The following is a 15,324-nucleotide window of genomic DNA, read 5'->3' on the forward strand; positions in this document are numbered from 1 at the left end:
GATCGTATGCGTAAAGTTCCAATGCGAAAGTGTGTTGTTACTCAGGAACGTTTTCCTAAAAATGAATTGATTCGGATCGTTCGTACCCCCCAACAAACGGTTGAGATCGATCCAACAGGAAAGCGCAATGGGCATGGTGCCTATGTTTCAAAACGTAAAGAAACCATTGAAAAGGCCAAAAAAACACATAAATTAGATAAAGTATTAGAGATACATGTTCCTGATGAAATCTATGAAGAATTGATGGAGTTAGTTCATGAATAAAGAAGTCCAGTTATTACAATTGGCCATCAAAGCAGGGAAAACGGTTTCTGGCGATCGATTGATCCCAGCCATTCAATCCCGTGCTGTTTGTCTTGTTTTGATGAATCGTACTTGTGGCAATAATCGAAAGAAAAAATTACGCAATAAATGTGCTTTTTATCAAATTCCTTTGATTGAATGGGATGCTTCCTTATTTGATCAAATTTCGTGGAAAGCAATCAATGCGTATGGCATCACTGATGCTTCGTTTGCCCAAGGTTTTATAAAAGAAAGGACAGGTGACGTTGATGGCATATAAAGCAGTAAAACCACAACATAAAAAAAAGCCAAGTAAACACAACAAGAGCAACAAGCGGAATACGCAACATTCCAATAAGCAACCCGTTCGTAAAAAAAGGGAACCTGAAGTAAAGGAAATCACGTATTCGCAACCATTGACCGTTGGCCAATTGGCGAATTTAATGCATCGCAATAGTTCCGAAATTATTAAATTCTTATTCTTGCTTGGGAATATGTCCACCATCAATACCGTATTATCGGATGATGATATTGAATTAGTTTGTGCCGAATTTAATGTCGAAGCACATAAAGAAGTAGTAATTGAAGAAGATGATATTGAAGATCAATTGGAAAATATCGAAGACGATGAATCACAGCTCGTCAGTCGTCCACCTGTTGTTACGATCATGGGGCATGTCGACCATGGAAAAACAACATTGTTGGATACGATACGAAATACCAATGTAACGGGTGATGAATTTGGTGGTATTACCCAGCATATTGGTGCTTATCAAGTACAAGTTGGTGATCGTAAGGTTACTTTCCTAGATACACCTGGTCATGAGGCTTTTACGGCTATGCGTGCGCGTGGAGCCCAAGTGACAGATATCGTTATTATCGTGGTAGCTGCCGATGATGGTGTCATGCCACAAACCAAAGAAGCCGTCGACCATGCCAAAGCAGCAAATGTCCCTATTGTCGTTGCTGTCAATAAAATTGATAAGCCCGGTGCGAATCCAGATCGCGTGATGAGTGAAATGGCGGAATTAGGTGTCATGCCGGAAGAATGGGGTGGCGAAACCATTTTCCAGAAAGTATCTGCCAAGACGGGCGAAGGGGTCCATGAATTATTGGAAACAATGTTGTTAGTTGCCGATATGCAGGAACTCAAAGCCAATCCCAATACCAATGCTTCCGGAACAGTTATTGAAGCAAAATTGGATAAAGGGCGTGGACCGGTTGCGACACTATTGGTACAGCGTGGTACCTTGCATGCCGGTGATAGTGTTGTCGTTGGTACCGCCTATGGTCGTATTCGAAAGATGACCAATGATAAAGGAAAAGAAATCAAATCGGCTGGTCCAAGTATGCCAGTTGAGATCATTGGTTTGAATGAAGTTCCTCGTGCTAGTGATGTCTTCATGGCTTATGATACCTATAAACAAGCCCAGAGCATTGCACAAACACGGGAAGAAAAACAAATTGAAAAAGAACGAAATGCTTCCAGTGCCATGTCCTTGGAAGATCTAGCTCGTAAGATTTCAGAAGAAGACATGAAAGAAATCAATGTCATCATCAAAGCCGATGTACAAGGTTCAGCGGAGGCTTTGGCTGCTTCGATGGAAAAATTAGAAGTAGATACCGTTAAAGTCAATGTCATTCGATCCACCGTGGGTACGATTTCAGAATCCGATATCATGTTGGCCAGTGCTTCCAATGCCATTATTTATGGTTTCAATATTCGTCCGACCGCTGCGATTCGTAAGAAGGCTGAAGAAGAAGGCGTTGAGATTCGTCTTCATAACATCATCTACAAAGCATTGGAAGAATTAGAAGGGGCCATGAAAGGTATGTTGGCACCGGTATATGAAGAAGTTGTGATTGGTCAAGCGGAAGTGCGTGAGACCTATCGAGCTTCCAAAGTCGGTACGATTGCTGGATGTAAAGTAACGGATGGTGTTGCGAAACGGGATGCCAAAGTTCGCTTGATTCGTGATGGTATTGTCATCTATGATGGTAAGCTCGGCTCGTTACAACGATTTAAAGATGCGGTCAAAGAAGTACAGACTGGTTATGAATGTGGTATGACCATTGAAAACTTCAATGATATCAAAGTGGGTGATATCTTTGAATTGTACGAAGATCAAGAGGTTGAACAATAATTGCTATGTCACTCAAAAGAGAACGATTGGATATGATCATTCAACGAGAGATTTCGAACATCTTACAGTTTGATTTAAAAAATCCTAAATTGGGATTTGTGACGGTAACGGATGTGCAATGTTCAAAAGATTTATCGGTGGCAAAAGTCTATGTCTCTTTTCTTGGTAAACAAGAAAGAAATGATGCAGGTTTACGTGTTTTGGATCATTCGAAGGGATATATTCGTACGGAACTTTCGAAACGATTAAAGATTCGTAAAACGCCTGAACTTGTATTTATTCAAGACAAGAGTTTGGAACAAGGAAATCGCATTGAAAAGATCTTACATGAAATTGGTGAGGAATAGTCTTTGAGCTATTCCTTTTTTTGTGTATATTTTAGATATGAGCATATTGGGTATTGGACAATCGGTATATGATATGGTTTTGCCTGTTGATCATATACCAGAAAATGAAAAAATACGTATTTATCATAGTGTATCTTGTATGGGCGGTCCGGTTTCTTGTGCAATGTATGTTTGTGGAAAATGGCATGCGGATACACACATCATGACACGAGTTGGGAATGATGTATGGGGTAAAGAAATCATAAAAACTTTACAAGAAGTGAATATCGATGTTTCTAGTATGGTGATTGATCCATCTATCACCACTTCGCAAAGTCATATTTTAGTATTTCCTTCGGGAGATCGTACGATTTTAAATGTACCGATTCAAAAGGAATCAAGTATGGAGCCTATGTGGCCAGACCAAGTCGATGTGATCTTAATGGATGGTCATGAAGTGGAATGGTGTAAAGAGGCTATGAAGCGTTATCCGTCTGCCATTACGATACTGGATGGCGATAAATATAAGCCAGAAACAGAGGATTTGATTCACCAGGTGGATTATTTAATTTGTAGCCAGCAATTTACAAATATGTTGGATATTCATTCTTATCATGAACTAGCAGCATTAAATCCTTCCAGTATTTGGACACAAGGATCGAAGGGATGTATCTATCAAAATCAAGTATATCCAAGTTATCCCTGTAAGGTGATGGATACAACAGGAGCTGGTGATGTTTTTCATGGAGCTTTTGCGTATGGTATGGATTCTGGATTTGATATTCCTTCTTGTATTCGCATATCGAATATGGCTGCAGCGATGGTTTGTGAGGGACTGGGTGGCGTTCTTTCGGTACCAACATGGGAATCCGTTAATGAACGGTTATCTATTTGTGAAAAAAATCGCAAATAATTTGTGAAAATATTGACAAGGCTATTCTTTTATGGTAATTTTAAACACGTAAAATGATTATATACGGAGGTAAATCATGGAAACAAAAGATGTAGTCATTGTCAGTGCATGTCGTACTGCCATTGGTAAATTCTTGGGTGAATTTAAGAATATTTCTGCCCGTGAATTAGCTATCGAAGTTGGTAAAGAAGCTATCAAACGTGCTGGAATTCAACCAACGGATGTAGATGAGATCGTTATGGGTCAAGTATACGGTGGTATGCAAGGTTCATTACCAGCTCGTCAAGTATCGATGCGTATTGGTATGTCTAAAGAAAGTAACGCAGTTACTGTAAACCAAAACTGTGCATCTGGTATGCGTGCATTGGAAATTGCATGTAACGATGTACAATTAGGAAAAACGGAAATTGGTTTGGTTGTTGGTGCCGAAAATATGACACAAGCTCCATTCTTGTTGCCAAAAGCACGTATGGGATATCGTATGGGAAGTATTCCTTCAGCTGGCCAAGCTGAAATGTATGATTCATTGTTGCATGATGCATTATATGATGAATTATCTCAAGGACATATGGGATGTACAGCTGATAATGTTGCTAAATTATATGGAATCACTCGTGAAGAATGTGATGAATTAGCCGTTATGTCACATTCACGTGCATGCAAAGCAACAGATGAAGGTAAGTTCAAGGATGAAATGATTCCAATTATTGAACATACACGTAAAAAAGGTGATATCGTTCATGATACAGATGAACATATGATTCGTGGATGCAACATGGAAACAATTTCAAAATTGCGTCCTGTATTCAATAAAGATGGTGTAACGACAGCTGCCAATGCTTCTGGTATCAATGATGCTGCCGCTGCTGTTATTGTTATGTCAATGGATAAAGCCAAAGAATTAGGTATCAAACCAATGGCTAAAATGATGTACATCTGTGGAAAAGGTGTAGATCCTAAATACATGGGTCTTGGACCTGCTGTTGCAATTCCAAAGTGCTTGTATGCTGCCGGTGTTAAATTCGAAGATGTTGATTACTGGGAAGTAAACGAAGCGTTTGCTGCTCAATTCATTGGTGTAGAAAGAAAATTGAAAGAAGATTACGGATATATCGTAGATCGTAACAAAACGAACTTGAATGGATCAGGTATTTCTTTAGGACACCCTGTTGGATGTTCCGCATTGCGTATCACAGTTACGTTATTGTATGAAATGATTCGTCAAGATGCCAAGATTGGTTGTGCTAGCCTTTGCGTTGGTGGTGGACCAGCTATGGCCGGTTTGTGGACACGCGATTTCGACTAATCAAAACAGAAAGAAGATAGGTGAATGCTTATCTTCTTTTACTTGTAAATAAATTCACAAAGTCATTGACTACCGAATGCATTCTCGGTACAATTACATCGTATGAATGGGATTTCATACCAAATTTGAAGTTGAACAATAAGGAAAGGAGAACTTTAAATTTATGGATTTCAATTTTACAGAACAACAACAAATGATGCAAATGTTGTTCAGAGAAGTTGCTGAAACTGTCGTTAAAGATAACGCAGCGGATGTAGACGAACAAGAAAGATTCCCTAAAGAAAACGTAGAAGCTATGCGCCAAGCAAAGATGTTGGGAATCCCATACCCTCGTGAATATGGAGGAGCTGGTGCTGATTATCTAAGCTATATCTTAGCTGTTGAAGAATTAGCTAAAAAATGCTGTACAACATCTACGGTATTAAGTGCACATACTTCATTAGGTACTTGGCCAATTGCGGCTTTTGGTACAGAAGAACAAAAAGCAAAATATTTAACTGACCTTTGCACAGGTAAGAAGATTGCTGCCTTTGGTTTAACCGAACCAAATGCCGGTACCGATGCTGCCGGTCAACAAACAACAGCTGTTTTAGATGGTGATCATTATATCTTGAATGGTACAAAGATCTTCATCACAAATGCTGGAGAAGCAGATGTTTATATCATCTTCGCTATGACAGATAAAACAAAAGGAAATCATGGTATTTCTGCTTTCATCGTTGAAAAAGGATGGGAAGGATTCACATTCGGTCTTCATGAAAAGAAATTAGGTATTCGTGGTTCTGCTACTCGTGAGTTGATCTTCAATAATGTAAAAGTACCAAAAGAAAACTTGTTAGGAAAAGAAGGACAAGGATTCAAGGTTGCGATGAAGACATTGGATGGTGGTCGTATTGGTATCGCCGCACAAGCAGTTGGATTGGCACAAGGTGCAATTGATGAAGCCGTTCCTTATGTAAAACAACGTAAACAATTTGGACGTCCTATTGCTCGTTTCCAAAACACGCAATTCCAATTGGCAGATATGCAAACCAAAGTAGATGCAGCTCGTTTGATGGTTTACAAAGCTGCTATGGCTAAAGAAACGGGTCAGCCTTATACGGTATTAGCTGCAGAAGCTAAATTATTTGCATCCGAAACAGCTATGGAAGTAACTACAAAGGCTATCCAATTATTAGGTGGTTATGGATATACTCGTGACTTGCCAGTTGAAAGAATGTTCCGTGATGCTAAGATCACTGAAATCTATGAAGGTACTTCTGAAGTACAAAGAATGGTAATTTCAGGATCGATGTTACGATAAGAAAGGATTGAATACTCATATGAAAATCGTTGTTCTAGAAAAACAAGTTCCCGATTCAACAGAAATCACAGTTGATAAAAAGACTGGTGCATTGGTTCGTGATGGTGTTCCTGCAATTACGAACCCCGATGATCTAGCTGGTTTGGAAGCTGCATTGGAAATTAAAGATAAAAACCCAGACACTGAAGTTGTCGTTATGACTATGGGATTGCCAAAAGCTGCCGATATGTTAAAACAAGGTGTAGCTATGGGCGCTGACAAAGGTGTCTTATTAACAGACCGTGTATTAGGTGGATCTGATACATGTGCTACAAGTATTGCTTTGGCTGCTGCTTTGAAAAAAGTAGGATTTGATCTTGTCATTGCTGGTCGTCAAGCCATTGATGGTGATACAGCTCAGGTTGGTCCTCAAACAGCTGAACGTTTAGGAATCCCTCAAGTTACCTATGTCGATGAGATCATTGATGTCAATGATGAATCCATTACGGTCAAGAAATCATTGGAAGATGTTGAACAAATCGTTAAGGTTAAATTGCCTTGTGTCATCACAACATTATCCGAAATGAATACACCTCGTTATATGCAATGTGACAATATCGTTGACTTATGCAAAGAAAACAAAATTGAAACATTAACAAATGCAGATTTAGGTGTAGATCCAAACCGTGTTGGTTTCAAAGGTTCACCTACATCGGTAAAAACAACTTTCACAAAGGATGTTACCGATAAGACGGAAACATTTACATTATCAGAGCAGGAAACTGCAGATATGATTGCTAAAACTTTGAAAGAAAAGCAAATCATTACGAAGTAGGAGGGAAGAAACAGAATGGCTCGATTTGAAGAATACAAAGATGTCTTCGTTTTCGTTGAACAAGAAAACGGAAATGTAGCTGAAGTAAGTTATGAACTTATTTCAGAAGCAAGAAAACTAGTTGCTTCTATTCCTGAATTCGGATACAAAGTAGTTGGTGTATTGCTTGGAGAAAATGTAAAAGACAAAGCACAAGAAGTAATCGCTCATGGTGCAGATAAGGTTATCGTTGTTGACGATCCTCTTTTGAAAGATTATTCTACCCAATTTTATGCAGATGCATTAACACAAGTAGTCAATGCTTATAAACCAGATGCTATGTTAACAGGTGCCACTCCATTGGGACGTGATCTAGCTCCACGTGTAGCTGCTCGTTTAAATGTTGGTTTGACAGCTGATGCTACAAAGATCGAAGTCGATATTGATTATGCAAAAGAGACAGGCGAATCATTATTAGATGTTACTCGTCCAACTTTTGGTGGTAACTTATTCGGAACGATCGTTTGTAAAGATACGCGTCCACAAATGGCTACAATTCGACCAAAAGTCTTTGAATTAGCTCCAGTTGACGAATCTCGTCAAGGTGAAGTTGATGAATTCAAACCAACTTGGACAACAACTGAACCACAAGTATTTGTTGAAAAGGTAATCGAAAAAGTGAAATCTGATGTAGATATCACAAAAGCTGACATCTTAGTTGGTGCTGGTCGTGGTGCAGAAAACTGCTTGGATTTAGTTCAACAAGTTGCTGATGAATTAGGTGGTGTTGTATGTTGTACACGTGCCGTTGTTGAAGATGGATACATGGATAAGAGCCGTCAAGTTGGCCAAACAGGTAAGACCGTACGTCCTTCCTTATATATTGCTTGCGGTATTTCGGGTGCCGTTCAACACTGTGCAGGTATGGACAAATCTGACTTGATCATTTCGATCAACCGTGATCCTCAAGCTGAAATCTTTACAATTTCTAACATGGGATTTGTTGGTGATGTAAACAAAGTTCTTCCTTTGTTAGTACAATCCATCAAAGACGCAAAATCAGAGTAAAGGAGATCAAAATACATGAGTAAAATTGGTGTTATTGGTGCCGGTACAATGGGTCAAGGCATTGCTCAAGCCTTTGCTGCTGCTGGTAACCAAGTCACAGTATGTGATATTAAAATCGAATGGGCACAAAATGGTATCAATAAAATTGGTGCAAAATTAGATAAACTTGTTTCTCGCGGAAAAATTGCCGAAGATGCTGCCAATGCAATCAAAGCAAATTTAACGGCTGGTGAATCGGATTATTCAGGATTAGCTGATGCGGACTATGTTGTGGAAGCTGTCTTGGAACAAGTAAAAGTAAAACAAGATTTATTCAAAACATTAGATGGTATTTGTAAAGATTCTACAATCTTCTGCTCCAATACATCAAGTTTATCCATTACAGAAATCGCTAATGGTGTTAAACATGAAGTAATTGGTATGCACTTCTTTAACCCAGCTGATCGTATGAAATTGATCGAAGTTATCCGTGGTGGTGCTACAAAAGACGAAACCGTACAAGCTGTTAAAGAATTATCTGAGCAAATTGGTAAAACACCAGTTGAAGTAAATGAAGCACCTGGTTTTGTTGTAAACCGTATTTTAGTCCCTTTGATCAACGAAGGTGTATTCGTATTACAAGAAGGTGTTGCTAGTGCTGAAGATATCGATACAGCCATGAAGTTGGGTGCTAACCATCCAATGGGACCACTTGAATTAGGTGATTTGATTGGTTTGGATATCGTATTGGACGTTATGGATGTTCTTTACAACGAAACAGGCGATTCTAAATATCGTGCATGTACATTATTAAGAAAAATGGTTCGTGCCGGTAAATTAGGACGTAAAACTGGCGAAGGATTCTACAAATATAACTAATTGTAGATTGGATCGAGGTGGGACATACATTCCACCTCTTTTTTAGAAAGGATATAATAAATATGGAAAACGTATTATTTGAAAAACAAGGACACGTATCGATCATTACGATCAATCGTCCCAAAGCATTAAATGCCTTAGCAACAGCTGTACTAAAAGATCTTGAAGAAGCTGTCAAAACCGTAGAAGAAGATATGGATACATATGCCCTGATCATCACTGGTGCTGGATCCAAGAGCTTTGTTGCCGGTGCCGATATCGTTGAAATGAAAGATAAGACAGTCGAAGAAGCAGCAGAATACAGTGGATATGGAAATAGTATCTTCCGTCGTATCGAACAATTGCATTGTCCTGTTATTGCTGCTGTCAATGGATTCGCTCTTGGCGGTGGATGTGAATTAGCCATGTCATGTGATATTCGTCTAGCGAGTGAAAATGCTGTATTTGGACAACCAGAAGTAGGTCTTGGTATTACTCCAGGATTTGGTGGTACACAACGTTTAGCTCGTTTGATTCCTACCGGTATTGCCAAAGAAATGATTTATACAGCGCGCAATATCAAAGCCGATAAAGCAAAAGAAATTGGATTGGTCAATGATGTAGTTGCATCCGATGATTTGATGGCTACAGCCATGAAACTTGCCAATCGTATTGCGGCTAATGCGCCAATTGCCGTAGCTCATGCAAAAAAAGCCATCAATGAAGGACTTCAACAAAATATCGATGATGCCGTGAAATTAGAAGTATCTGAATTCTCGGAATGCTTCAAGACCGAAGATCAAAAATATGGTATGGAATGCTTTGTCAATCGTGTCAAAGACAAAGAATTCAAGAATAAATAAGGATGGCGATACATATGGATTTTGCAGCTGAATATGCCGCTAAATTAACAACGGCGGATCAAGCCGTTCAATGTATCCATAGTGGTGACTGGATCGACTATGGATTTGGTCTTGGCATTGTTGATACATTGGATAAAGCCTTGGCAAAGCGTATGCCTCAATTGGAAGATGTGAAGATTCGTGGTGCCATTTTGTTGAAACGACCTGCCATCTTCGATATTGAAAACGCTCCCGCTCATTTTTGCTGGAATTCATGGCACATGTCCGGTATTGAACGAAAAGCATGCATGGAAGATATCGCTTACTACAATCCCATTCGTTACTCGGAATTACCAAGTTATTGCTTATATGAAATCGATGATATTCAAGTAGCCATGTTCCGTGTTGCACCCATGGATTCATTTGGGTATTTCAATTTTGGACCCAATGCATCGCATCAATATGCCATTCTAGAGCGAGCCGATAAAGTGATCGTTGAAGTAAATACAAATATGCCTCGTTGTTTAGGTGGATGGGGCACAGGTGTTCATATTTCAAAAGTTGATATGATCGTTGAAAGTGATAATGCGCCTCTAGAAACAATTCCTAAGGGTGGAAAACCATCTGAAGTAGATCAAAAAGTTGCCGAATTAATCGTCAATGAAATTCCTGATGGAGCTTGCTTACAACTTGGTATTGGTGGCATGCCCAATGCAGTAGGTGCCTTGATTGCCAAATCGGATCTGAAACATTTAGGTGTACATACTGAAATGTATGTGGATTCTTTTGTAGATATGGCTCGTGCAGGCAAGATCGATGGATCGAAAAAGAACTTAAATCCAGGTCGACAAGTCTATGCGTTTGGACAAGGTAGTAAGGAAATGTATGATTATCTCAATGATAATCCAGAATGTATGATGGCTCCGGTTGATTATACCAATGATCCTCGTACCATTTCCCAAATTGATAACTTTATTTCCATCAACAATACGGTAGATATTGATTTATTTGGTCAAGTGAGTGCTGAAAGTTCTGGTATTCGTCAAATCAGTGGGGCTGGTGGCCAATTAGACTTTGTGTTAGGGGCTTATTTATCAAAAGGTGGTAAATCTTTTATTTGTTGTTCAAGTACATTTACCAATAAAAAAGGTGAGACATTCTCTCGTATTTTACCAATCTTACATCCAGGATCGGCGGTTACGGATACTCGTGCCAATACGCACTATGTCGTAACCGAATATGGTATGGTCAATCTAAAGGGTAAAAGTACTTGGGAGCGTGCGGAAGGATTGATTTCGATCGCACATCCAGATTTCCGTCAACAATTGATCGAAGAAGCAGAAAAAATGCATATTTGGCGGAAACATAATGCCCATGTCAATGTCTAACTATTATTATACGGCTATATGATATAGCCGTTTTTCTATGTTATACTATAGGATGAAAGGAGGAGTCACCATGTTATATTTTAGAAATGACTATCAAGTTGGATGTATTCCTGAAATCATTGATGCATTAAAGGCCAAGGACTCCCATCCATATATGCCCTATGGGCAGGATGAAGAATGTCAAAAAGCCAAAGATATACTGCAATCGAAAATGCCCGATGTTCATATTGATGTTCATTTTGTAAGCGGAGGCACAATAGCGAATGCCACAATTTTTAAGGCCATCTTAAAACCATATGAAGCTGTGATTGCTTGTAAGACCGCTCATATTTCAACAAGAGAAGCCGGTGCCATTGAAGCAACCGGCCATAAAGTCATCATCGTAGATGATAACGATGGAAAAATTACGCCATCAGCTATTGAAAAAACATTCAATCAACATATGTTAGGATATGGCATGATGGTCTACCCGAAAGCCGTTTTTATTTCGAATGCAACCGAAATGGGAACCATTTATTCCGAAGATGAGCTCCATGCCATTCATGATAAATGTAAAGAATTAGGTTTATATTTGATCCTCGATGGAGAAAGATTGGGTGTTGCTTTGATGTCAGGTGTGGGATATACATTAAATGATATCGCAAAGTTATGTGATATCTTTACAATTGGTATTTCCAAAAATGGAGGTTTATTTGGTTCCGCCATTCTTATCACAAATCCTGCATTAGAAGATGGATTTCCTTTTGTGATGAAACAAACGGGAGCAATGATGGCAAAATCCTGGTTAATTGGTTTACAATTTCAAGTTTTATTCCAAGATGATAAATTTTATCAAATAGCCAAGCATGAGGATGAATTATCGGTTCAATTGCAGAATGCTTTACATAATTTAGGTTATCCACTCTTGATGAAAGCCTACACCAATCAAGTCTTTCCAATCTTGACCAATGAACAATTCGAATACTTATCGGAAAAGGTCGATTTTGATATTTGGGACGAATGGGAAGGGCAATACATTATTCGCTTGGTGACAGGATTTACCACAACGCAACAACATATTAACGATTTATGTGAAGCGCTCAAAGAGACCGCAAAAATCAAAAAATGACCAATCTCTCATTCTAGATTGGTCATATAGGTCCAGCCAAGGATACCATTCTTTTTAATTTGGGCTTTATCTTCATAGGTGCATACCAATTTAACGGTATCACCTTTTTTTAATGGCATTTCATAGGTCGTATATTCATTCGCCTTGCCATGTTGAATAAAAACATTGGGTACCCAAAATTTTCGTTTCAAATACGCATTATACACAAGCGAATGTGTAGAGCTCTTTTGCAGAATATCTACTTTTCCTTCATTCCATGTAATAAAAATAGGCAATTGAAAACCAGGGTCTACATCTTGGATGACTTTTTTCTCTGGTAATTCATCGATGGATTCGGTTTGAATGGTATGACCATCAAAAATAAGCGCATTCAATTGCCCAGACTGCTTTTTTACGATATTTCCACCATCGATACTATATACATTCATCTTTGAATCATAGATTGGATCAAAATTCGCAATATGATGACAATATTCGGTAACAGGCATATGACCCACGACAACTCGCTTGGGAAAATAAACATTGCGCTTTAAAAAGAAAGATTGATTGATCACTTCTTTAAAATCGGAACCGTAATGATCGGGATTGACCAAAGCAGCATGGGCATAGATCGTATCGGGGGTTTCAATGACATGGGGAAGATCATTCACAAAACTTAATTCTTTTAAAAAATGAGTCCGCATCATTTGACAATACGCTGCCATATCCACCTCTTCATGAAAGGTATATTGAATTTCGGCTTCCATTTCATGAAGGACACTGGCTTTACGCATGAGCAATATATAACGCAAAAAATCCAATCGATACGAATATAAGACATTCTTACAGGTAAAGTCACAATTTCCCATCAATACATGAACATCTTCGGTTTCAACTTGATGCATGATGTATCGCAAAAGCAGAAGATTTTTTGGTCCTTTTTCAATAAAATCACCCACTAAGATCAATCGATCGTGATTGGGTTGGTAATGGATCTTTTTTAATAATGCCAAATATCGATCGTAATTTCCATGAATATCACTGATCGCAATGGTACGGCCTAACGTGGAATCTAATTTTTTTACTTTGACAGATCGGTCCATAAAAATTCACAAATTGCTGGGATTTCGGCCTCCCAGTCCCTTTCACAATGTTCGCCCTCTGGTTTCACATGAAATGTGATTCGATGGCCATTTTGACTTAGTAAAGTTGCTAGATCAAGAATATCTTTGGTTTCTTCCACAAAGCCATGTGCGCCTATTTCTTTTGCACCCCAAGAGAAATAAAAATCAGTCGATTTTCTGATTTTTGTATTTTGGGTATCGCGATACAGTTGATCGATCATCGGTAAAAAATAAGGGGATACACATACGGCCTTTGCGTAGATGGCACTATATTTCATGCCTGCATAATAGGCCATCAAGCCACCACAACTCGATCCGCCAATCCATGTATTTTTTCGATTGGAAAGAGTCGGATAGTTTTTATCAATGAAAGGTTTTAAAGTTTGGGTGAAAAATTCCATGGTCTTATCGCCCCATCCTTCAAAATCTTGTTCGATACCTGGTGCATAAAATGAATAAGGACTGTATTCACTTAATCGATCATTATTATGATGCGAACATTCTTGACCGACAACGATACATTCTCTATGTAAACGTTCTAAATTGTCTCCCATTCGCCAAGATCGTCCATAGGTAGCTTCTTGGTCGAAAAATAAATTGTGTCCATCAAACATGTATAAAACCGGATACCGTTTATTTGTATCCGGCACATAGACATGAATGGTCCGATTTTCATGAAAAGGAGGCATATAACATTCAAATTTTTGATACATGATCAACTCTCCTTTGTTTCTAATGCTTTCTTAAAGAATTCTGAGCGAGATTTTGCATCGGAAAAGCGAGCAATAATGGCTTCATCTCCCATAGCAGTGGCAAAAGCAGGCGATAAATAGACTGTTTGGATCCATTCATCGGGAAATAAGTCCTTGATTTCGTTGGCAGAGTATTTATATTGGATGCTATTTCGACGACCAGCAAAACCAGCTGAAAATCGTTTTAATTTGGAGTACGAAGCTTGTTGGGTCAATAAAACTTCGGCCCAGAGATCATACACATCCAGATTACCAGCATAATTCATCAAATCGGGAGAAAAGCCTCCGGGAGGACGAAAATTCAATTCCAATCCAATGACATCTCCTTTTTTGCCGAGATTGGCTTGGTCTTTTCGTAAACGAAAATATTCACCATGAAAAAACCGGTTTTTGATGCCAAAAGCATGAACAACTCTTTGAGCAATGTCTTGTTCTTTTTGATCGATCTTAAATTCCGTATAACAACCAATACTTAAATGATATACAACGCTATCCATGACATTGCCCACATATTGCAGGGAATTGAGATATCGAATGGTACCATCTGCATCCGCAATTCCGTCTAACGTAAAAATATCCCCATCCACAAATTGTTCGATGATCATTTGGTATTGTTTGGTCATCGCATAGATTTTTTTCAATTCATGAATACCATCAATTTGATAGGTAAAACTAGCACCCACACCATGATCGGGTTTTAATACAACGGGATAGCCCACTTCATCAACAAAATCCATCGCATCTTGTAGCGAATGCACCAAAGCATAGCGCGCCGTTTTTAATCCTGCTTTTTCATAATATTTTTTCATCGCTGCCTTGGATTGATATTCGGTGATGGTTTTAAAATCAAATCCAGTGGTTACATGGAAATCATCGCGTAGACGTGCATCCAATTGCATCCAAGCCTCATTATTGGATTCGATCCAATCAATCTTGCCATATTTAAAAGTAAAATAGCCGCAAGCTTTTAATATGGCATCATAATCATAGAAATTATCAACCACGTAGCATTCATCTACATTGGCTTTTAAATCATTGGATAAACTATCATACGGTTGATCAACAATGGCTAGAACGGTAGCTCCGTATTTTTTTAATCCTCGACAAAACATCCAATAATGTTCTGGATAATTTGGACTGATAAACACAAAATTCATAA

The 15,324-nt window shown here is 38.7% G+C and carries 16 protein-coding genes; 13 read left to right on the forward strand and 3 right to left on the reverse strand.

The genetic code is table 11. From position 1 onward, the window contains the following. Positions 1–6 precede the first annotated feature (6 nt). The 13 genes from rnpM (at position 7) to MOZ64_RS02370 (ending at position 12,310) form a co-directional block, all read left to right on the forward strand. Positions 7–264 carry an RNase P modulator RnpM gene (rnpM, locus tag MOZ64_RS02310; RefSeq protein ID WP_320325009.1) on the forward strand — a complete coding sequence of 86 codons (258 nt, stop codon included), beginning with the start codon at positions 7–9 and terminating at the stop codon, positions 262–264. After that, positions 257–562, forward strand: a complete 306-nt coding sequence (locus tag MOZ64_RS02315) for a L7Ae/L30e/S12e/Gadd45 family ribosomal protein (protein WP_320325010.1) — start codon at positions 257–259, stop codon at positions 560–562. Before rnpM ends, MOZ64_RS02315 begins: the two co-directional genes overlap by 8 nt. Then, complete coding sequence (gene infB, locus MOZ64_RS02320) at positions 552–2,426, forward strand: translation initiation factor IF-2 (RefSeq protein WP_320325011.1); 1,875 nt, start codon at positions 552–554, stop codon at positions 2,424–2,426. The genes MOZ64_RS02315 and infB overlap by 11 nt, the downstream gene beginning before the upstream one ends. Positions 2,427–2,431: 5 nt before the next feature. After that, entirely contained in the window at positions 2,432–2,773 is a 342-nt protein-coding gene (rbfA, locus tag MOZ64_RS02325; RefSeq protein WP_320325012.1) for a 30S ribosome-binding factor RbfA, read from the forward strand. A 37-nt stretch (positions 2,774–2,810) separates the two neighbouring features. Beyond that, positions 2,811–3,665, forward strand: a complete 855-nt coding sequence (locus tag MOZ64_RS02330; protein WP_320325013.1) for a carbohydrate kinase family protein — start codon at positions 2,811–2,813, stop codon at positions 3,663–3,665. A 76-nt stretch (positions 3,666–3,741) separates the two neighbouring features. Next, on the forward strand, positions 3,742–4,971 hold the full coding sequence (locus MOZ64_RS02335; protein WP_320325014.1) for a thiolase family protein: 1,230 nt from the start codon (positions 3,742–3,744) through the stop codon (positions 4,969–4,971). Between the two features lie 163 nt (positions 4,972–5,134). Then, positions 5,135–6,274 carry an acyl-CoA dehydrogenase gene (locus MOZ64_RS02340; protein WP_320325015.1) on the forward strand — a complete coding sequence of 380 codons (1,140 nt, stop codon included), beginning with the start codon at positions 5,135–5,137 and terminating at the stop codon, positions 6,272–6,274. 19 nt (positions 6,275–6,293) lie between these two features. After that, positions 6,294–7,088: an electron transfer flavoprotein subunit beta/FixA family protein gene (locus tag MOZ64_RS02345; RefSeq protein WP_320325016.1), complete on the forward strand. Its 795-nt coding sequence runs from the start codon at positions 6,294–6,296 to the stop codon at positions 7,086–7,088. Between the two features lie 15 nt (positions 7,089–7,103). After that, positions 7,104–8,135, forward strand: a complete 1,032-nt coding sequence (locus MOZ64_RS02350; protein WP_320325017.1) for an electron transfer flavoprotein subunit alpha/FixB family protein — start codon at positions 7,104–7,106, stop codon at positions 8,133–8,135. 15 nt (positions 8,136–8,150) lie between these two features. After that, positions 8,151–8,993: a 3-hydroxyacyl-CoA dehydrogenase family protein gene (locus tag MOZ64_RS02355; protein ID WP_320325018.1), complete on the forward strand. Its 843-nt coding sequence runs from the start codon at positions 8,151–8,153 to the stop codon at positions 8,991–8,993. A gap of 62 nt (positions 8,994–9,055) precedes the next feature. Continuing rightward, on the forward strand, positions 9,056–9,835 hold the full coding sequence (locus MOZ64_RS02360; protein WP_320325019.1) for an enoyl-CoA hydratase-related protein: 780 nt from the start codon (positions 9,056–9,058) through the stop codon (positions 9,833–9,835). A 14-nt stretch (positions 9,836–9,849) separates the two neighbouring features. After that, complete coding sequence (locus MOZ64_RS02365; protein WP_320325020.1) at positions 9,850–11,202, forward strand: butyryl-CoA:acetate CoA-transferase; 1,353 nt, start codon at positions 9,850–9,852, stop codon at positions 11,200–11,202. A 70-nt stretch (positions 11,203–11,272) separates the two neighbouring features. Continuing rightward, positions 11,273–12,310, forward strand: coding sequence for a threonine aldolase family protein (locus tag MOZ64_RS02370; protein WP_320325021.1), 1,038 nt, complete (start codon positions 11,273–11,275; stop codon positions 12,308–12,310). Positions 12,311–12,318: 8 nt separating this feature from the next. Here the strand turns inward: MOZ64_RS02370 and MOZ64_RS02375 are convergent, their stop codons facing one another. Genes MOZ64_RS02375 through MOZ64_RS02385 form a run of 3 tightly spaced genes read right to left on the reverse strand, consistent with a single transcriptional unit; the run spans position 12,319 to position 15,322 of the window. After that, a complete protein-coding gene (locus tag MOZ64_RS02375) occupies positions 12,319–13,392 on the reverse strand; it encodes a metallophosphoesterase (protein ID WP_320325022.1) in 1,074 nt (357 codons plus the stop codon). Next, a complete protein-coding gene (locus tag MOZ64_RS02380) occupies positions 13,371–14,126 on the reverse strand; it encodes an alpha/beta hydrolase (RefSeq protein WP_320325023.1) in 756 nt (251 codons plus the stop codon). Before MOZ64_RS02380 ends, MOZ64_RS02375 begins: the two co-directional genes overlap by 22 nt. A gap of 2 nt (positions 14,127–14,128) precedes the next feature. After that, positions 14,129–15,322: an ATP-grasp domain-containing protein gene (locus MOZ64_RS02385; protein ID WP_320325024.1), complete on the reverse strand. Its 1,194-nt coding sequence runs from the start codon at positions 15,320–15,322 to the stop codon at positions 14,129–14,131. Positions 15,323–15,324: the final 2 nt, after the last annotated feature.

The sequence above is a fragment of the Absicoccus intestinalis genome, from assembly GCF_033971885.1.
Taxonomy (GTDB): domain Bacteria; phylum Bacillota_I; class Bacilli_A; order Erysipelotrichales; family Erysipelotrichaceae; genus Absicoccus; species Absicoccus intestinalis.